This is a genomic window from Synechococcus sp. CBW1002, from assembly GCF_015840915.1.
Lineage (GTDB): Bacteria > Cyanobacteriota > Cyanobacteriia > PCC-6307 > Cyanobiaceae > CBW1002.
Genome location: NZ_CP060398.1, coordinates 2,339,200 through 2,356,100, shown reverse-complemented (window position 1 = coordinate 2,356,100; position 16,901 = coordinate 2,339,200). Strand labels below are relative to the sequence as shown.

Sequence of the window (16,901 nt, the reverse complement as noted above, 5' to 3'; positions counted from 1 at the left end):
GCCGGCTGCAGCGGCTGCCACATGTCGTTTCTCGATCTTGACGAGTGGCTGTTCGAACTCGCCAGGCACGTGGACATCGTGTTCTCGCCGGTGGCCAGCGACATCAAGACCTATCCCGAGCAGGTGGATGTCTGTCTGGTGGAGGGGGCCGTGGCCAATGCCGACAATCTCGAGCTGGCCCTGCAGCTGCGCCAGCGCACCCGCCTGGTGATCTCCTTCGGCGACTGCGCGGTGACCGGCAACGTGCCGGCGTTGCGCAACCTCTGGGCCGAGGTGGATGGCGGCAGCCGCCAGAGCGTGCTGGATCGCGGTTACCTGGAGCTGGCCGACCAGGGAGCTCAGCATCCCCATGCTCCCGGCATCGTGCCGGAGCTGCTGGAGCGGGTGCTGCCGCTGCACGAGGTGATCCCGGTGGATGTCTTCCTGCCCGGCTGCCCGCCCTCCGCCGAGCGGATCCGCGCCTGTCTCGAGCCGCTGCTGCGGGGGGAACGTCCAGAGCTGGCGGGGCCCGACCTGCTGCGGTTCGGTTAGGGACAGGCCCTGATCAGCCTGCCTCAGAGGCCGGTCTCCAGTTCCAGGGCAGCCCGGCTCAGATTCCACCGGTAGATGGCGGTCGCCTCGGCGGAGCGGGCCAGCTGCAGGTTCCGCTGCGCGATCAACACCTCCGTGATCGGGGCCAGACCGGCCCGGTAGCGCAGCCGTGCATCATCCACGGACCGCTGGCCAGCGGTGATCGCTGCTCGGGCCGCAACGGACTGGGCAGCGGCGGCCTGGTGGGTGGCGTACCAAGTTTCCACGCTCTGGATGATCGCCTGCTGGGCCTGCTCGATGGCGATCTCGGCCTGGGCGAGCTGGCGGCGGGCCAGGGCGATCGTGTCGCGGCTCTGGCCGCCGTCGTAGAGGGGCTGGCGCACGGTGATGGCGGCGCCCCAGTCGGTGAAGCTGCCCGAGGCGCTGCCGCTGGTGGTGGCGGTCGGCAGGTTGACCCCAAGGCCACGGCCATTGCTACGGCTACTGCCACGGCCACTGTTGAGGCTGGAGGTGGCGCTCGCGCCGGGGATGTCCAGCCAATCTCCGCTGATGCCTCCACCCAGAAGCAGTCCCACGGTCGGCAATCGGCCGGCCCGGGCCAGCTGCACCTTGGCCTCCTGCGCCTGACGCCGGTGTTCCAGGCTTTCCAGGGCCGGCCGCTGGGCCAGGGCTTGCCGCAGGCTCTCGTCCAGGGTGGGTTGCCAGGCTGGGTCGGGCTGCAGCGGGTCGCTGGGCTGAATCCGGGTTGCGGCCGGCAGATTCAGAAGCCGGGCCAGGGCGCTCAGGGCAATCGTGTGCTGGGCCTGGGCTTCCGCAAGCCCCTGCAGGTCGGACTGGATCAGGGCTTCGGCCTGAAACGTGTCGATGCGGGGCGCCAGACCTTCGCGCCGGATCGCGTTCACGTCGCGCAGCAACCTCTGGGACACGGTCAGGGAGCTTTCCCACACGGGAATCTGGGCAGCGGTTACCTGGGCCGAGAGGTAGCGGCTGAGGATCTCGAAGCGAGCGACACGTTGCTGTTCCGCCTGCTCGGACCGGGCGGCCTCCAGATCGGCCCTGGCGGCCTGCTGGATCGGGCTGCGGCTGAAATCGAGCAGGGGCACCCGCAGGATCAGCCCCAGATTCACAAATGTGTTGTTGATCAGCGCTGAACTGTCGGTGCCGAGGTTGAGATTCAGATCACCGATGGTGGGCAGGTTGGAAATGAAGCCGATGTTGGTGTTGACCTGGGCAAAGGTCCCGAGGGCGACCAGGTCGAGCTTGGGCAGAAAACGGGAGCGGGCCAGCCCAACCAGGGCCTGATTTTCCTCCACCGTGATCACCTGACTGCGCAGGCTCAACGACCGTCCCAGCCCCAGCTCCAGGGCCTGCTGCCGGCTGAGGGTCAGGAGGGAATCCGTTGCAGACGTGTCGATCGGGGCGGCAGCCCAGCAGGGAAGAAGACCGGAGGCAAGGCCCTGGGTCAGGATCGCGAACGTGCCCAACCAACCGAACCGGCGACCCAAACCCTGAACCAAGGAAATTTGGCAGAGCCTAAAGTAGATAAGGTTGATTGATTGCAGTAACGCCAGGCGTGATGGCCAGCTTGGATTGTGCCCCACGTCTGTTGCCGATGGCCCTGGTGACCGGATTGACGGGTGCTTGGGCTCTGTCACCGGCTGTAGCGGTGAAGGTCGAGGGCAGTGCCGTGCTGCTCCAACCCGAAAGCCGATCGGGATTTTATGCACGGTCACCGGGCCAGGTGCAGCAACTGCATCGGCGCATCGGTGATGTGGTGCAGCGGGGTGATCTGCTGGCCAGTCTGAGTCGGTTGGACCAGGCGGCGGCGGGTGCGGGTGCGGTAGGACCCAATCCCAATGCCCTGGTCCGCCAGGGAGAGGCGCTCACCCGCCAGCAGGAGGCGATTCGTGCCCAGATCGCGGCCCTTCGCACGTCGAATCAGCCGGTGCTGAAGCAACTGCAGGCCCTGGAGAACCTGCGCCGCGAGGAGGTCATCCCCCGTTACAGCCCCCTGTGGGTGGGAGCGCAGGACCTCTATCTCCGCAACCAGAGCCAGATCAAGGCCCTGGAGGCGCAATTGGCCCAGATCGATGCCAGTCGCGCCGAACTGGAGGCCCAGCGGGAGGGCCAGGATGTGCTGGCACCCCGCTCCGGCCGGCTGCTGAGTCTGTCGGTGAGTCCGGGCCAGGCGGTTCTGCCGGGACAGCGGCTGGGCACCCTCGGGCCCGGCCCCCGGGAGGAAAGCCGGCCTCGCCTGGCCACGGCCCTGTTCAGTGATGCCGACGCCGTGAGGCTGCGCCCGGGAGCGGCGATTCAGCTCGATCCCCTCCTGCAGACGCGCGATCGTTACGGAGGAACCTCCCAGCGCTTCGGCTCACTGGAGGGGCGCATCCTGGCCATTTCACCCGCCACGGCCGACCTGGCGGAGGTGAGCCGGGCCGTGGGTGATCCCGAGCTGGCCGAGAGCCTGATCGCCCGCAGCCGTCAGGCCGCCGTCGGCGAAGGTGGCGATCCCCTGGCCACCGCAACCGACAAGATCACCGCTCCGGTGCAACTGGTCACCGTGGCGCTGGAAGCCGCCGCCACCCCCAGTGGCCTGCGCTGGAGCAGCGGTCAGGGCCCCGATCTGCCCCTGGAGAACGGCACGCCCGCCAAGGCCAAGGTGGAGGTGGAGCGCCGTTCTCTGGTGAGTTTCGTGTTGCCGTTCCTCCGCTGGCTGGGGGGGGCGGAGCGATGAGAGGGGTCTACCGATGAAGCGTGCCAACCGATGAACCACCGTGATCGATGGTTGGCGCCCTGGCGCCAACCCGCCCCCTGGATTGCCCTGGTGCTGCTGGTGATTGCCATCATCAGCTCGCCACCGCGGTTGTGGTTCTGGGTGGCCTTGCTGCTGGTGGTGCTGCTGGTGGGCTGGGCGCAGGCCCTGCGTCCACCCCCCTCCTGAATGACCCAGCTGCGCGCAGCCCTGGTGATCGGCCTGGCGGCCGCCTTTGCCGGTGCCGTCTGCGGCGGGATCGGCCTGAGCGGCGATGCCATCGCCTATGGCTCGGTGATCGCGGCCCTGGTGGTGCGACCTGATTTCAGCCGCTGGCCCCTGGCGATCTATCCGGTGCTGCTGGTGTTGGTCGGGGTCTGCATGGCGATCGGGGTGAGCGTGGGTCTGGCCCTGGCCTCCGTGCCGCAGGTGTTCGTGTTCGGACTGGTGGCGGCGTTGATGCAGGTCCTCACCTTGATGCTGCCGGCAAAACTGCGGCTGCTGTCCGGGGTGATAGCCGTGGCGGGGGTGCTGCCCCTGCTGAGCAGCTCGCCCAGCTGGAGTGCCTGGGGTCAGGAGTTGATCGCCATCACCCTCGGCCTGGTCACCGGCACCGTGATACAGGTCGCCTTTGCACCGGCAGTGACGCCCCAACCCGTCGCGGCGGCCCCGGAGAAACAGATGGATCCTCCCCTGGCCCAGAGCATGCGCCAGGGTCTGGCATCGCCGTTCTTCTGGCGAAAGCTGGTGTTCGCCAGCCTCGCCCTGGCCATCGGCGAGGGTGTGGGCGCGGTGACGCCGAAATACCTCTACTTCGGGGTGGTGCTGCTGCTGAACGACAGCATCGGCGACACTCTCGCCCGGGTTCGGGACCGCATGGTGGGGGTCAGCCTCGGCATCCTCATGCCCCTGCTGGTGTTCAACACCCTGGGGATGGGGAGCCTGCAGACGGGACTGGTGATGGGCGGGACGGCGGCCTTGCTGATCGCGCTCAACGGCACCGCTTACCTGCGCACCGCGCTGATCTCCAGCGGTGTGGCCTTCATCGGCTATGGCCCCCTGGTGGCCTGGTACATCCCGAATCGATGGATCGATTACCTGATGGGTTGCGGCCTGGCCCTGGCTGTTGGCCTGTTGCTCTTCCCAAACTCCGCCCTGCGCCGTTACAACCAGCTCAGGGGCGACCCAAGTGCCTGTCCCCAGGAGCTGGAGCGCTGCTTGCCCGCTGCTCGAGAGGAGGCCAGCTGGCTCGGGTTGCCGATGCCGGAGATGCCCAGTCCGGCGTCCGCCCGACCACGATGATGTCACGCTTTCCCGGTCAGACCAGGCTCAGGCCTGCCGTGGTCCTTGGTTTCTTCGCAGCAGCGCTGCCAGCCGTTGCCCAGGCCCGCCCCCTTGAGGCATCCAGCCGCTGCATGGGCCTGGCGGGTCAGTTGGGCCTTGGCTTGGGGATGCTGATCGTCACCGCCATGGTTCACGCCCTGGTCACCGTGATTCAGGCGGAACTCACCCACCGGCCACGACTGAACGCCTGGTGCGCCCGCCGCAGCTGGCGCCGGCTGCTGGTGATTCTGGTGATGGCCTTGCTCACGGCCCTGGCCCTGTTGGTGGAAATCCTGCTTTGGGCCCTGGTGTATCGGGGTCTGGGGTTATTCCCTGGCCTGGGAGGAAGCCTCTATTTCTCGGGGATCACCTACACCACGTTGGGTTATGGCGATGTGACCCTGCCGGCCTGCTGGCGTCTGCTCAGCGTGGCGGAAGCCGTCAACGGTGTGCTGATGGCCGGCTGGAGCACTGCCCAGCTGGTGTACGTGGTGCAGCGCACCATGTCGTTGCGCCTCGAGGCCGAAGGCCGACTCACAAGCCACCCCATCGCCCGGAACGGCGATCCCGGCTGAGGCCAGCCAGGCAGCTGGATTCGGGCCATGCTGAAGGTGGTGGATGGGCTTCGGCTGAGGAGATCGCATGACCCGCACGATCACGATCGATCCCGTCACCCGCATCGAGGGTCACGCCAAGATCACCCTCCACCTCGACGACGACGGGCGCATCGCCGATGCCCGCTTCCACGTGGTGGAATACCGCGGCTTCGAGACCTTCTGCGAGGGACGGCCCTTCACCGAGATGGCCGGCATCACGGCGCGGATCTGCGGCATCTGCCCGGTGAGCCACCTGCTGGCCGCTGCCAAGACCGGCGACAAGCTGCTGGCGGTGCAGCCGCCGCCGGCGGCGCGCAAGCTGCGGCGGATGCTCAACCTCGCCCAGATCTGTCAGAGCCACGCCCTCTCCTTTTTCCACCTCAGCAGTCCTGATTTCCTGCTGGGCTGGGAGAGCGATCCGGCCCACCGCAATGTGTTCGGCCTGATGGCGGCCGATCCCGACCTGGCGCGTGCCGGGATCCGCCTGCGTCAGTTCGGCCAGCAGGTGCTGGAGCTGCTGGGCGGCCGCAAGATTCACTCGGCCTGGGCTGTGCCCGGCGGCGTGCGCACGCCCCTGAGCGCCGAGGCGCGGCAGTGGATCCTGGAGCGGCTGCCGGAGGCCAGGGCCACGGTGGCCCTGGCCCTGGAGATGTACAAAACGCTGCTGGATGGGCCGTTGCAGCACGAGCAGCGCTGCTTCGGCGACTTTCCCTCCCTGTTCATGGGCCTGGTGGGGCCAGGCGGCCGTTGGGAGTGCATCGACGGCCTGATCCGCTTCATCGACAGCGACGGCCGGATCGTGGCCGACGACCTCTCGGAAGACGACTACGTCTCGTTTCTGGGCGAGGCGGTGGAGAGCTGGAGCTACCTGAAATTCCCCTACTACAAGCCGCGGGGCTACCCCGATGGCCTCTACCGGGTGGGTCCCCTGGCACGGCTGAATGTGTGTGAGGCGATCGGTACCCCCTGGGCCGATGCCGAGCTGATCGAGTTCCGCCAGCGCAGCGGCACGGCGGCCAGCGGCGGTCGCGTTGTCACCTCCTCCTTCGCGTATCACCACGCCCGGCTGGTGGAGATCGTCGCCTGCCTGGAGGGGATCGAGCAGCTGGTGACCGATGACAGCCTCATGGAGGGCCGCATCCGCGCCCGTGCCTCCCTGAACGCCCAGGAGGCGGTGGGGGTGAGCGAGGCCCCGCGCGGCACCCTGTTTCACCACTACCGGGTCAACGATGACGGCCTGATCACCCGGGTGAATCTGATCATCGCCACCGGCCAGAACAACCTGGCCATGAACCGCACCGTGGTCCAGATCGCCCGGGAGTTCATCGCCGAGCCGGTGGCAGCCGAGGCCGAGATCCCCGAGCCCCTGCTCAACCGGGTCGAAGCCGGCATTCGCTGTTTTGATCCCTGCCTGTCCTGCTCCACCCACGCGGCAGGCCAGATGCCCCTGCGGATCGAGCTGCGCGCTGCCGATGGAGCGCTGCTGGCGGCGCGGCAACGGCAGTGATGGCGGCTCGCCGGCGGTACTGATGGCAGCGGAGCCGACGGTTCTGGTGATCGGCATCGGCAACCCCCTCCGCCAGGACGACGGGGTGGGCCGGTGGCTGGTGGAGGACCTGGAGCAGGACAGCCGGGCGCAGGAGTTCCTTGTGCAGCTTGAGCTGCGTCCTTGCCACCAGTTGTTGCCGGAACTGGCCGCGGATCTGGCCCGCAGCGAGCGGGTGCTGTTCGTGGATGCCTGGCTCGCTGACGCCGGCGATCGAGGAGCTGATCAGCCGCGTCTGGAGCGGTTGGCATCCGTGTCTTGCCAAGGGGAGCGCTGCCCTGAGGGCGACGCGGATGACAGCGTGGAGGGCGGTGCCGATGGCGCGGCGGCGGACTGCTCAAGGGATGGCGGTCTGGGTGCGCATCGCTGCGGGGCCGAGCAGTTGCTCCAGCTCTGTGCCCGGGTCTACGGCCATAGACCGGCGGCCTGGGTGCTGCTGGTGCCGGGCGAGTCTTTCGGCCATGGCACCCACTGGTCGCCACGCCTGCAACGCCAGGTGCCCGAGGCCCGTGCCCTGCTATGGCGCTGGCTGGCCGGGCCGGAGGACGCATGCACGAACTGAGCCTGCTGGAGCAGCTGCGGGATCTGGCGGTGGAGCAGGCCCTGGCCCACGACGGCGGTCGGATCGTGGCGATCACCCTGCGGATCGGCAGCCTGGCCGGCGTGGAGGCCGAGGCCCTCCACTTCGCCCATGCCGTGGTGATGGAAGGCAGCCTGGCGGAGGGCTCCACCCTGCGGATCGAGCCCGTGGCCGCCAGCTGGTTCTGTCAGGTCTGCGCCTTGGAGTTCAGCGGCGCCGGTGGCGACCCCACCTGCCCCGGTTGCGGCGCCATCAGCCGGCAGCTGCGGCATGGACGGGAGCTGGAGCTGATCTCTCTGGAACTGGAGGTTCCAGAGCAAGCTGTTTCAGACATTGAGTCTCTGGATTCGGCGGCGGATTCCTTTCGGGATCCGTGACGCCGCTCACAGTTGGACCTCAGAGCCACTGCATGCCGGGAGTCTCCAGCAGCTCCTGCGACGGCCAGGCCCCCAGCCACTCAAAGCGGCTCGCCAGGATGCCCCGCAGGCCGGAGTGCTGACGCAGCTCCTGCTCCGCCGCCCACTCGCATTCCTGCACCTTGGCTTCGCCCAGCCCCAGGGCCTCCACCAGCCGCCGGTACGCCACCCGCTCCATCGGATTGATGCTGGAGGCGTCGCCAGGGCTGGTGCTGACACGAATCATCATGAACGCCAGTTTCAGGGCCAGCTGGCGATCCGATTCGGTCTGCAGGCGTTGCACCAGCTCCTCGATCCCCTCCATCTGCATGGCCTCATCGGCCAGGGCCTCGGCAGTATCAGCAGCGCTGAGCGGATCCACCTCGGGCAGGAAGTAGGTCGCCACCAGCCGCTGCAGCAGTTGCTTCTCCTCGGCAGCGAAATCCCCATCCGACCAGGCCACGCAGCAGAGGATCCGCAGCAGATCGCGGTCGGCTTCCGGCAGGAGTTGCGAGGGAGTCGGCATGACCGTCGCGGCAGGATCGGATGGCGGCATTCTGATCCTGGCCCCATCCTTGGGATCGGGGCTGCTACTCCGGATCGGGGTCTGCCGATTCCTGCCCGAGCTTGATGGCGCCGAATTCCATGGCCAGCTCGTCATCGAACTGATCGGCGGCGCTGGCCACGTTGAGCAGCATCTGCAGAAAGACCGGTGGATCCAGACCAGGCAGGCGGCGTTCCTCGGCCACCACGAGCACGTCCTGATCGACACCGATCGAGCAGCCCACCACGATCCGGTTCAGCTCAAGGCAGCGGCGGTACAGGGCCAGCAGATTGCCGCAGGGAAGTTTCAGCATCGGCGAGCGGACCTCCAGAGTCAGCTCGCCCAGCACAGGGTTGGGATGGATCGCCACCTCGATCGGGGCGCTGCCCACCTGAAAGCTCCAGTCGAATCCCTCCTCGCCATCCTGCCGCTGACCGCTCACTCCCAGGCTCTCGAGCACCTCGTCCACCAGATCCACCGCATCTTCCACCGGGCTGACCGGTTGTGGCGGCAGCGACAATCTCGCCACCAGCTCCGCCAGGAATCGCGGCAGTGTTGCCAAGGGGACACAGGCAGGGAATCGATCCCGTCAGGGGAGCCGGCCGCTACAGCGTGGCACCGCAGACCGCACAGTATCGCTGCTGCGGCTGGCAGAAGCTCCCGCAGACCGGACAGGCGCTGCTCGCCACTGGATCGGCAACGGGATCGGCAGCTGGATCGATACCCGGATCCACGACACCCTCTGCTTCCAGCCCTGAGGGCTGCGGGTCTGCAGGCTCCTCTGCCGACTCCTCCTCAGCAGGCTCCAAGCTGGGATCAATCCGGGCCAGCAGGGCGCCGCAGTGATCGCAGTAGTGAAGGTCGCGGCTGGCCGCTCCGCAGACGCTGCAGTACTGCAGGACACCCTGCTGGCGTTCCTGCCGGTACAGGTTGAACAGCTGGTAGAGCCGAACGGCCGGAACAGCGAAGTTGAGCCCCTCCGATTCCAGCCGCGTGCAGGCAATGATGCCCACCAGCTCGGCATGGACGTCGTAGAGGGGGCCGCCGCTGTTGCCTGGGTTGATCGCCGCATCGATCTGGAGAAAGCGGCGCCCCTCGATCTCCCGGTCCACGCCGCTCACGATTCCCTGGGTGAGCGTGTAGTCGAGGCCGAGAGGATGGCCGATCGCATAGACCGTTTCCCCGATGGCAGGCAGCCGCCCCGCTGGGGCGCGATCAGCGATCAGGGCCCCATGAATCCCCCGGCAGGTGTCCGCGGCGGTGGCGGCATCCAGCTGCAGGAAGGCCAGGTCGCAGTCGCGGAAGGAGCGCACGATCGGCGCCGCACTGCAACGCCCATCCCGGCAGCGGACCTTCGCATGGCTCCAGCCTTCGATCAGGTGGTGACTGGTGGCGATCAACCCGGATCGACTCAGCACCACACCGGCGCCCATCCCGTCGGCCACCTCGACGGCCACGACGGCATCGGCCCTGCGGAGGAAGACCTGCCGGGCACTCAGGGCCTTCGCGTGTCTGCTCATCCGAGGGCCCGCAGCCGGCTGGGCCGCAGCAGGATCAGCGCCAGCGGCCGCTGGCGTAACGGGCCAGGATCAGACTGCTCCAATCCGTTGTTCGTTCCTCGTGTTTGCGATCGTCTCCATTCTGATGGGAGGTCTTCTGGGAGGTCTGCTCGGCTTCGGCCTCGGTCGTGGCGTGCCTGCCCTGGTCCAGGGCGGTGGCCGGCTGGCCCGCCGCCAGAACCAACTCGGCATGGGCCTGTTGCTGATGGTGCCGTGGCTGGTGGGGGCGCTGCTGCTGCTGAAGGCGCTCACCGCCCCGGGCTTGCTGGTGCTGGCAGGGGGCTACTGGCTTGGCATGGTCGTGGGTCGTCGGCAGCTGGGGCTCTGAATTGGCGACAGATCCGACCAATCAGATCCGCAGCAGAAAACCCTCGCGGCGATGGAAATCGGCTTCGGGGCCAGGGTGGTCCAGGGCCCAGGTGCTGAGGGCGCCGCCGCGGTGCTCGATCACGGCGCTGATGCCGACCTGCACGGAAGCGGCTGCCGCCAGAGGTGGCGGCAGGTGGCAGTGAAACGCGAGTTCCAGCTGCTGGGGGCTTTGCTGGCTGAGAAAGGGCAGCGCCCTGACGCTGGCTTCGGGGGTGAGGCCGAGGCGATAGCCCTCGAGGCGATAGACGTTCCAATCGCCCGAAGGCGAGAGATTGATCTCCCAGTAGCGATCGTCCCCTTCCACCGCCAGGAAGGCCTCCAGGCAGGTGTGCATCCAGAGGCCATCACAGCGCTGCGGCTGTTGTGCCGGTGGAGGCACCAGCAACTCGGCAAGAGGGGCCCGCAGGCAGTAGTGGATCCGCAGCTCCGGGCCCAGGCGCTGGATGAAGCCCGTCAGGGAGAGTCCCGGCAGACATGGGTCGGCGGTGGGATGGTCGGGTGTGGCGGGGGCGCTGCGGAACGGCACCAGGGTGAAGCTCTGGGCCTCCGGCTGCAGCTGGGGTTCCATCTCAGGCTCCGACTGGACTCCCATCTCAGGCTCCCCCCAGCCGCTTCAGCAGCGCCCGAATCGGTCCTTCCTGCGCTTCGATGCTTTCGACAAGCCGGAACTGCACCTGGGCGCGCCGGAGGTTCTGGAGGGGATCGCTGGTCTTGAAATACACGTTGCCAGCCAGATGATCGCTGAAGAAGCGCAGACCCAGTTCAAAAGCGATCAGCCGGATCGCCGCATAGAGATACTGGTGATCGGCGGTGGTGAGGAACTGCCGGGCCACGGACAGATAACCCTCCAGCAGCGCTTCGCATAGCCCCAGATCGAACTGCACCGCCTCAGGATTACGGCTTTCCTCACCGAGGGTGTTGCAGCAGGAACGCAGGCAATCGCCGATGTCGTAATGAACCAATCCCGGTTTGACGGTATCGAGATCTATCAGGGCGATGGCCTCGCCGCTGGCGGCATCCAGCATCACGTTATTGATCTTCGGATCGCCGTGAATCGGGCGCAGCTGCAGCTCACCGCGGGCCTTGGCCTCCTCCAGCACCGGCGCCAGCGACTGGCGGCTCTCGATGAACTGCTGACACCAGTGCTCCTGCGCCGAGGGCGGCGCTGAACAACGACCCAGCAGCTGGTGGTACTGGGCCAGGTAGGTGGGGGTGATGTGAAATCCCTCCAGCGTGTCTGCCAGCTGATCGACCGGGAGATCACTGATCAGGTGATGAAACATGCCAAGGCCATAGCCCACTTCACGCGCCTGCGCCGGATCCCGGGCCATCTCCAGGCTGCGGGCGGCCGGTACATAAGTCATGGCCCGCCAGATCTGGCCATCGCGCTCCACCCAGGGATCGGCAGAATCGGTTGGGGTAAGGATGTGCGGCATCTCCCAGGAGCGCCTGCAGGCGCCGCTGTGGTCGGGATCATCCGGAAGGTCCTGCAGACGGGCGGCGACATGCCGGGTCACGATCTGCATGTTGCGCATGACCAGCTTCGGCTGGCGGAAGACCTCCCTGTTAAGGCGTTGCAACACGAGGGGTGGTTGGGTCTGTCCAGCCAGCGACACCAGAAAGGTGTCGTTGACATTGCCCTGCCCCAGGGGCTCAATGGCGATGATGCCCGCGCCGGGATGAAACTGGGCGGCGATCTCACGGAGCTCGTGCCCATGGGCGACCGAAGCCTGGATCATGGGTCTCGGCCGCAAACCGGGCCGCAGCCTGACACGCTTCCGCCAGCCTGGGTTCAGCCGTGGTGACAGCGCGCCGACAGACTGCCATGGGTGAACGAAACCTTTACGGCCAACTCCGGCAAGCGCCTCACGACGGCTGTCTCTGATCCAGGGGCGGCGACGATTCCGCAGGGCTTGGTGTCTCCAGCAGCTGAATCTGAAACAGCACATCCTCCAGCGCATCGGCCGCGCTGATGCCGGCATGGCGCGGTGGGTTCTCCGTTGTGCAGCAACTGGGCAGGGGCGCCAGGACCGTCCAGGGGCGGGCGTGGCAGAACTGCACCACACTGAGCCGCTGCTCGCTGCTGCCTGGAGGTGCCACCACCCGGTGCCAGCCGGCTGGGATCAGGCCATTGCTGAGCCGCTCCAGCATCAGGCCGCTGTTGAGGATCACCCGCCCAGACGGCGGCAGGGCATCCCGCCACTGGCCCTGCACCTTCACCTGCAGGCCCGGCCCCGTGGCCCGCGGCAGGGCCGTGATCAGGTTGATGTCGCCGTGGGCAGCCGCCCACAGGTGCGATCTGCTGGGGGCCTGCGCCATTGGTGGGTAGCGGATCGCGCGGGTGAGGGTGGGGGCGTCCTGCACCATCTCCTCAAACAGCGTCTCGGCGCAGCCGAGCCCCAGAGCGATCACCCGCAGAACGCGCCGTTGCAGATCAGCCACGGCAGCATGAAAGTGGCCCAGTACGGCCGTGATGCCGGGCACCACCTGCTCGGGTAGCACCGGTTCGGGATAGAGATGGGGATAGCGCCGCCGCAGGGGATGAGCCGCCGCCAGCGGAGCGGCCCAGTTGAGCATTTCCTTCCAGTCCGCCTGCTCGCTGCCGGCGGCCGTTTCCACCAGAAGCCCCGTGTAGCCGGTCTGGCCATGGCTGCCGGGTGCCCGGAAGCGCTGCTTGACCTCTGGCTCCAGGGCGAAGAACCGCGCCAGCATTCCGTAGGCGGTATCGAGCAGGTCCTCGGGCAGATCGCTGCTGGTGTAGACGAAGCCCGTGGCCAGGCTGCGGCGCACCCCATCCACCACCGCCCGCCGGGCAGCTCCATCGCCGCGTTCGAACCGGAGCAGATCGACATCGAGAATCTCTGGCTCCTGGACCATGGCGGGGTTCCCCGGACTGGCTAGAGCGGAAGTATCCCGCCCCTGCCCGCCATGGACTTCACCCAGAACTTCGCCCATCCCCGCCTGGCCTGACCCCAGCGCTGGAAGGCTCTCAGGCGGCCGGCAGCAGGTCTTCCGGCCGTAGATCCGGCCGGCGCCGCAGGGCGAAGAGGGTGCCGGCGTTGCCGCGACAGAGGCGCAGCTCCTGGTCGAGCACGGTGATGTCGAGCCAGGCCGGCGTGGCCTGCCGCACCCGGGCCAGCAGCTCGGGGCGCCAGGCCCCCAGGGTGGGGCCGATCCAGCCGCCCCGCTCGAAGCGCACGCTCACACGCTGGCGGCCTTCGACGGCGATGGCCGCCACCACGCTGATCGCCGCCACTCCCCCCAGGGGTCCCCGCAGCCGCAGCAGATTCATGGCCCGGCCGGCCTCCGGATCGAGCACCTGCAGATTCTCCAGCCAGGGGGCCTCCCGCAGCCAGGGCTGGGAGCTGCTGCTCCAGAACAGCTCCCAGACCCCGCGCAGCAGGGCCCGGTCCCGTTCCAGATCCGCCGGCTGCAGCCGCTCCAGCTGCTCCACCACGGGCCGCAGATCCCGGCGCTGCGGCGGTGGATGGGCCTGGGCCTCGAGCAGGGCCCGGCGGCAGGCTTCGGCGGTGTCGGGTGGTGCGGTCATGAGCGGGGCGAGGTTCAGCGGTCGAGCAGCGGCAGCACCAGGCTCACCAGCGAATACACCACCGCCGGGGTGAACAAGTAACTGTCGATCCGATCCAGAATGCCGCCGTGGCCGGGGATGGCATCACCGGAATCTTTCAGACCGGCATCCCGCTTCATCATCGATTCGGTGAGATCGCCCACCAGGGCGAACAGAGCGACGACCCCGCCGAGCACGCCCCCCACCAGCCAGCCCCAGCGCCAGCCCAGCAGCACGCCTCCGAGCACACCCACCAGCACGGCACAGCCCACTCCGCCCAGGGCTCCCTCCACCGTCTTGCCGGGGGAAATCGGCGAGAGGGGGTGCCGGCCCAGGCGGCGACCGATCATGTAAGAGCCGATGTCCGTGGCCACGATCAGCAGGCAGGCCAGCAGCATCAGCGCCATGCCGGGGGTGAACAGCGGCGGGGCTGAGGCCAGATTCGGGGCCAGCATCGGATCGGCGAGCTCGCGCAGCTTGATCCAGTAGCTCGGCAGAAAGCCCAGATAAAAGAGCCCGAAGATCGAGGCGGCGATGTCGGCGATCGTGCCGGTGACCGGCTGCAACAGCAACCAGCCGCAGATCACCGCCCCCGACACCGGCAGCACCGCCGCTGACAGGTCGACCGCCAGCCAGCCGCCGCCATCAGTGGCGGCCATGGTGGTGAACAGCAGGATCTGACAGGCCACCAGGGTGGTTTTGGTGGCAGGCCGGATCCCCTTGAACTGGGCCATGCGGAAGAACTCCAGCAGCCCCAGATGCACGATCACGCCCAGGGCCACGGTGAACCACCAGCCGCCCAGCAGCACCACCACCAGCCCGAACCCCCCCGCCGCCCAACCGCTCAGCAGCCGGGACAGGGAGGTGGCAGTGCGGGGGGACGGCAGCAAGACGGGGGAATGGCAGGGACAGGCAGGAGGGCGGCGGCCGATTGTCGGGGCCGACCTTCAGCGCTCGGCCGCGATCAGAAACAGCGGCTCGGCCGCGGCCAGCTTCGCCTGGCTGCCGCGCCGCTGCATGCGGTGCACGGTGGCCTGCACCACATGCACGTCGCGGGCCTGCAGCTGGGTGAGGGTGTCGGTGGCATCCACCAGACCCTCGAGGCTGGTGGTGCTGATCACCAGCCGGCCGCTGGGGGTGAGTGATGGCCACACCGCCTGCAGCACCTCACCGAGGGGACGCCCCACCTCCAGCACCACCCGATCAGGACGGGGCGGCAGGGTGTGGAGATCGGCGGGGGCCTGGCCGGGGTGGATGTGGAGGTTGGGGATCCCGAAGCGGCGACGGTTGCGCTCCAGCAGGGCGATCGCCTCCGGATCCCGCTCCAGGGTGTGCACTTCGCCGGCGGGCATCAGCCGGGCGATCTCCAGGGCCAGGGCACCGGTGCCGCCGCCGATGTCCCAGACCAGCGAATCGGCGCGCGGCCGCAGGTGTGCCAGCAGCATCACCCGCAGTTCCAGGGGGGTGGGGCTGAAGCCCGGGGCATCTTCAAAGGCGTTGTCCGGCAGCCCCGGGGTCACGAAATCCCAGAGGTAGCGGCTGCCGTCCTGGTCAGCGTGCGAGCCCGGAGAATCGGGGCCGGGTTCCGCCATCTGCCGTCTCATCCGGCCACAACCGCCACCGTATCAGCGATCTGGCCGGGCCAGAGCCGCCGCTGCCTCTGCAACCAGCTGGCGCGGCTGGCGTCGATCCGTTCTCCGGGGATCAGCAGTGGAATGCCGGGTGGATAGGGGCAGAGCGGCTCGGCGGCGATGCGTCCGCAGGCCCGCTCCAGCGGCACGAACTCGCGGGGGGATCTCCAGGCCGCGGCCAGGGGAAGCTCCAGGCAGGCCAGAGGCGGCAGCGGCGGTGGCTCGAAGGGTGGGGCAGGATCGGCGCCGAGCGCCGTGCGCAGGGCGGCCAGGTGCTGCGGCAGCCGGCGCAGGCCAGCCGGCGGGCAGGTGCCGAGGCAGAAGGTGAGCGTGCCGGGTTCCGGCAGTTCGGCCACCACGCCGCGCTCCATCAGCCAGTCATCGGCCTCGAGACCGTTGATCCCCAGGGCGGCGGTGTTGAGCACGAGTCGCAGGGGATCCTCCGTCTCCACCAGCGGCAGTTGCCTCTGCCGCAGGGCCTGCTGCAGCCGTGCGGCCAGCGCCAGAGCCCGCTGATGCTGACGCTGGCCCGCCCGGCTGCTCCGGTGGCCCAGCGCTGCGGCCGCGGAGGTGAGCAGCAGGGCACTGGGGCTGGAGGTCTGCAGCCAGAGCAGGGCCCGCTCGATCGCCGCCACCGCGACCCGCTCGCCCCGGCTCAGCAGCGCAGCGCTCTGGGCAAGGCCCCCGCCGCTCTTCTGCAGGGAGAGCACCTCCAGATCGGCCCCGGCAGCCAGGGCCTCACCCCAGCCATGGGCGCCATCCACCAGCACCGGCAGCCCCGCGGCGTGGGCCTGGGCCAGCAGCGGCGGCAGATCGGCCCGAAACCCGTGATAGGTGGGGCTGACCAGCACCAGTGCCGCGATCCGGCTACCTGGCAGCCGGGCCTGGGTTCCCGGCAAGCCCGGAGCAGAGGCGGCCTGCAGCAGCCGCTCCAGCAGCTCCGGTGTTGGTGGATGCCACAGGCCGGTGGCCGGATCGAAGGGCACCTCGTAGAGCAGGGGTTCGAGTCCGCCCAGCACGCAGCCATGCAGCAGGCTGCGGTGCAGGTTGCGGGGCAGCAGCACCCGATCGCCGGGCTGGCCGAGGGCCAGCAGGGCCGCCTGCAGCAGGCCGCTGGCCCCGTTGACCCCGAACCAGCAGCGCTGCGCCCCGAGCAGCTCAGCGGCGAGGGCCTGCGCCTCAGCCACCGCCCCTGTGGCCTCCAGTGGTCCGCCGAAGCGGGGCAATTCGGGCAGATCCCAGCAGCCGGGCGGCTGGCGCAGCAACTGGCGCAGCTCCGGAGCCAGGCCCCGGCCGCGGCCATGGGCCGGCAGATGCAAGGCCAGTTCGCCGCGACCCGCCCGCAGGGCCGCCAGCAGCGGTGCCGCCGGACTGGACTGCGGTCGGAACCAGGGCAGGTCGGGAAGCAGGGTCACTGGATCGCAGGTCCCTGGGCAGACATTCCTAGAGTTTCCTCTTCCCAAGGGCCAAGACCCAGGAGCCACCGCCATCACTGCGTCCTTTG

The 16,901-nt window shown here is 68.5% G+C and carries 20 protein-coding genes; 9 read left to right on the top strand and 11 right to left on the bottom strand.

Annotated features, from left to right (window positions below; genetic code table 11):
- Positions 1-21: 21 nt before the first annotated feature.
- The gene (locus tag H8F24_RS11500) at positions 22-531 is read left to right on the top strand and encodes an oxidoreductase (RefSeq protein ID WP_197172246.1); all 510 of its coding nucleotides are present in this window, start codon (positions 22-24) and stop codon (positions 529-531) included.
- A 23-nt stretch (positions 532-554) separates the two neighbouring features.
- Here the strand turns inward: H8F24_RS11500 and H8F24_RS11495 are convergent, their stop codons facing one another.
- Positions 555-2,015, bottom strand: a complete 1,461-nt coding sequence (locus tag H8F24_RS11495) for a TolC family protein (protein ID WP_231597770.1) — start codon at positions 2,013-2,015, stop codon at positions 555-557.
- Positions 2,016-2,107: 92 nt separating this feature from the next.
- On the opposite strand from H8F24_RS11495, the gene H8F24_RS11490 reads away from it, so the two are divergent.
- The 7 genes from H8F24_RS11490 to H8F24_RS11460 all read left to right on the top strand — a co-directional run bounded on the left by H8F24_RS11490 (position 2,108) and on the right by H8F24_RS11460 (position 7,708).
- Entirely contained in the window at positions 2,108-3,268 is a 1,161-nt protein-coding gene (locus tag H8F24_RS11490) for an HlyD family efflux transporter periplasmic adaptor subunit (RefSeq protein WP_197169722.1), read from the top strand.
- A gap of 30 nt (positions 3,269-3,298) precedes the next feature.
- Complete coding sequence (locus tag H8F24_RS11485; protein ID WP_197153989.1) at positions 3,299-3,475, top strand: hypothetical protein; 177 nt, start codon at positions 3,299-3,301, stop codon at positions 3,473-3,475.
- Positions 3,476-4,588 carry an FUSC family protein gene (locus H8F24_RS11480; protein ID WP_197169721.1) on the top strand — a complete coding sequence of 371 codons (1,113 nt, stop codon included), beginning with the start codon at positions 3,476-3,478 and terminating at the stop codon, positions 4,586-4,588.
- Between the two features lie 167 nt (positions 4,589-4,755).
- On the top strand, positions 4,756-5,184 hold the full coding sequence (locus H8F24_RS11475; protein WP_231597769.1) for a potassium channel family protein: 429 nt from the start codon (positions 4,756-4,758) through the stop codon (positions 5,182-5,184).
- Positions 5,185-5,251: 67 nt separating this feature from the next.
- A complete protein-coding gene (locus H8F24_RS11470) occupies positions 5,252-6,712 on the top strand; it encodes a Ni/Fe hydrogenase subunit alpha (RefSeq protein ID WP_197169719.1) in 1,461 nt (486 codons plus the stop codon).
- A complete protein-coding gene (locus H8F24_RS11465; RefSeq protein ID WP_197169718.1) occupies positions 6,678-7,313 on the top strand; it encodes a hypothetical protein in 636 nt (211 codons plus the stop codon). Before H8F24_RS11470 ends, H8F24_RS11465 begins: the two co-directional genes overlap by 35 nt.
- Positions 7,301-7,708 (top strand): hydrogenase maturation nickel metallochaperone HypA, encoded by a 408-nt coding sequence (locus tag H8F24_RS11460; protein WP_197169717.1) that lies wholly within the window; start codon positions 7,301-7,303, stop codon positions 7,706-7,708. Before H8F24_RS11465 ends, H8F24_RS11460 begins: the two co-directional genes overlap by 13 nt.
- A 19-nt stretch (positions 7,709-7,727) precedes the next feature.
- Here H8F24_RS11460 and H8F24_RS11455 read toward each other — a convergent pair whose 3' ends face one another.
- From H8F24_RS11455 to H8F24_RS11445, 3 genes are all read right to left on the bottom strand, one after another.
- Positions 7,728-8,252, bottom strand: coding sequence for a TerB family tellurite resistance protein (locus tag H8F24_RS11455; protein WP_197169716.1), 525 nt, complete (start codon positions 8,250-8,252; stop codon positions 7,728-7,730).
- A gap of 64 nt (positions 8,253-8,316) precedes the next feature.
- Entirely contained in the window at positions 8,317-8,832 is a 516-nt protein-coding gene (locus tag H8F24_RS11450) for a YbjN domain-containing protein (protein WP_197169715.1), read from the bottom strand.
- Positions 8,833-8,875: 43 nt separating this feature from the next.
- Positions 8,876-9,790, bottom strand: coding sequence for a S1C family serine protease (locus H8F24_RS11445; protein ID WP_197169714.1), 915 nt, complete (start codon positions 9,788-9,790; stop codon positions 8,876-8,878).
- Positions 9,791-9,914: 124 nt separating this feature from the next.
- Between H8F24_RS11445 and H8F24_RS11440 the strand changes: the two genes are divergently transcribed.
- Positions 9,915-10,157 (top strand): hypothetical protein, encoded by a 243-nt coding sequence (locus tag H8F24_RS11440; protein WP_197153980.1) that lies wholly within the window; start codon positions 9,915-9,917, stop codon positions 10,155-10,157.
- 21 nt (positions 10,158-10,178) lie between these two features.
- Here H8F24_RS11440 and H8F24_RS11435 read toward each other — a convergent pair whose 3' ends face one another.
- The 7 genes from H8F24_RS11435 to H8F24_RS11405 all read right to left on the bottom strand — a co-directional run bounded on the left by H8F24_RS11435 (position 10,179) and on the right by H8F24_RS11405 (position 16,812).
- Positions 10,179-10,790, bottom strand: coding sequence for a DOMON-like domain-containing protein (locus H8F24_RS11435; RefSeq protein ID WP_197153979.1), 612 nt, complete (start codon positions 10,788-10,790; stop codon positions 10,179-10,181).
- 1 nt (position 10,791) lies between these two features.
- Positions 10,792-11,937, bottom strand: a complete 1,146-nt coding sequence (locus H8F24_RS11430) for a phosphotransferase enzyme family protein (RefSeq protein ID WP_197153978.1) — start codon at positions 11,935-11,937, stop codon at positions 10,792-10,794.
- A gap of 127 nt (positions 11,938-12,064) precedes the next feature.
- Positions 12,065-13,075 (bottom strand): isopenicillin N synthase family oxygenase, encoded by a 1,011-nt coding sequence (locus tag H8F24_RS11425; RefSeq protein ID WP_197153977.1) that lies wholly within the window; start codon positions 13,073-13,075, stop codon positions 12,065-12,067.
- Positions 13,076-13,187: 112 nt separating this feature from the next.
- The gene (locus H8F24_RS11420; RefSeq protein WP_197153976.1) at positions 13,188-13,748 is read right to left on the bottom strand and encodes a PAP/fibrillin family protein; all 561 of its coding nucleotides are present in this window, start codon (positions 13,746-13,748) and stop codon (positions 13,188-13,190) included.
- A 14-nt stretch (positions 13,749-13,762) separates the two neighbouring features.
- Entirely contained in the window at positions 13,763-14,656 is an 894-nt protein-coding gene (locus H8F24_RS11415) for a phosphatidate cytidylyltransferase (RefSeq protein WP_197153975.1), read from the bottom strand.
- A 57-nt stretch (positions 14,657-14,713) separates the two neighbouring features.
- On the bottom strand, positions 14,714-15,358 hold the full coding sequence (gene cbiT / locus H8F24_RS11410; protein ID WP_197169712.1) for a precorrin-6Y C5,15-methyltransferase subunit CbiT: 645 nt from the start codon (positions 15,356-15,358) through the stop codon (positions 14,714-14,716).
- Between the two features lie 8 nt (positions 15,359-15,366).
- Positions 15,367-16,812 (bottom strand): lysine decarboxylase, encoded by a 1,446-nt coding sequence (locus tag H8F24_RS11405; protein WP_322757440.1) that lies wholly within the window; start codon positions 16,810-16,812, stop codon positions 15,367-15,369.
- Positions 16,813-16,901: the final 89 nt, after the last annotated feature.

Excerpts from the sequence above, each read along its gene's own strand:
- H8F24_RS11440 (WP_197153980.1), top strand. The coding sequence starts at position 9,915 with ATGGGAGGTCTTCTGGGAGGTCTGCTCGGCTTCGGCCTCGGTCGTGGC.
- H8F24_RS11460 (WP_197169717.1), top strand. The coding sequence starts at position 7,301 with ATGCACGAACTGAGCCTGCTGGAGCAGCTGCGGGATCTGGCGGTGGAG.
- H8F24_RS11435 (WP_197153979.1), bottom strand. The coding sequence starts at position 10,790 with ATGGGAGTCCAGTCGGAGCCTGAGATGGAACCCCAGCTGCAGCCGGAG.
- H8F24_RS11490 (WP_197169722.1), top strand. The coding sequence starts at position 2,108 with ATGGCCAGCTTGGATTGTGCCCCACGTCTGTTGCCGATGGCCCTGGTG.
- H8F24_RS11425 (WP_197153977.1), bottom strand. The coding sequence starts at position 13,075 with ATGGTCCAGGAGCCAGAGATTCTCGATGTCGATCTGCTCCGGTTCGAA.
- H8F24_RS11420 (WP_197153976.1), bottom strand. The coding sequence starts at position 13,748 with ATGACCGCACCACCCGACACCGCCGAAGCCTGCCGCCGGGCCCTGCTC.
- H8F24_RS11480 (WP_197169721.1), top strand. The coding sequence starts at position 3,476 with ATGACCCAGCTGCGCGCAGCCCTGGTGATCGGCCTGGCGGCCGCCTTT.
- H8F24_RS11475 (WP_231597769.1), top strand. The coding sequence starts at position 4,756 with ATGGTTCACGCCCTGGTCACCGTGATTCAGGCGGAACTCACCCACCGG.
- H8F24_RS11485 (WP_197153989.1), top strand. The coding sequence starts at position 3,299 with ATGAACCACCGTGATCGATGGTTGGCGCCCTGGCGCCAACCCGCCCCC.
- H8F24_RS11430 (WP_197153978.1), bottom strand. The coding sequence starts at position 11,937 with ATGATCCAGGCTTCGGTCGCCCATGGGCACGAGCTCCGTGAGATCGCC.
- cbiT (WP_197169712.1), bottom strand. The coding sequence starts at position 15,358 with ATGGCGGAACCCGGCCCCGATTCTCCGGGCTCGCACGCTGACCAGGAC.
- H8F24_RS11455 (WP_197169716.1), bottom strand. The coding sequence starts at position 8,252 with ATGCCGACTCCCTCGCAACTCCTGCCGGAAGCCGACCGCGATCTGCTG.
- H8F24_RS11445 (WP_197169714.1), bottom strand. The coding sequence starts at position 9,790 with ATGAGCAGACACGCGAAGGCCCTGAGTGCCCGGCAGGTCTTCCTCCGC.
- H8F24_RS11500 (WP_197172246.1), top strand. The coding sequence starts at position 22 with ATGTCGTTTCTCGATCTTGACGAGTGGCTGTTCGAACTCGCCAGGCAC.
- H8F24_RS11465 (WP_197169718.1), top strand. The coding sequence starts at position 6,678 with ATGGAGCGCTGCTGGCGGCGCGGCAACGGCAGTGATGGCGGCTCGCCG.
- H8F24_RS11470 (WP_197169719.1), top strand. The coding sequence starts at position 5,252 with ATGACCCGCACGATCACGATCGATCCCGTCACCCGCATCGAGGGTCAC.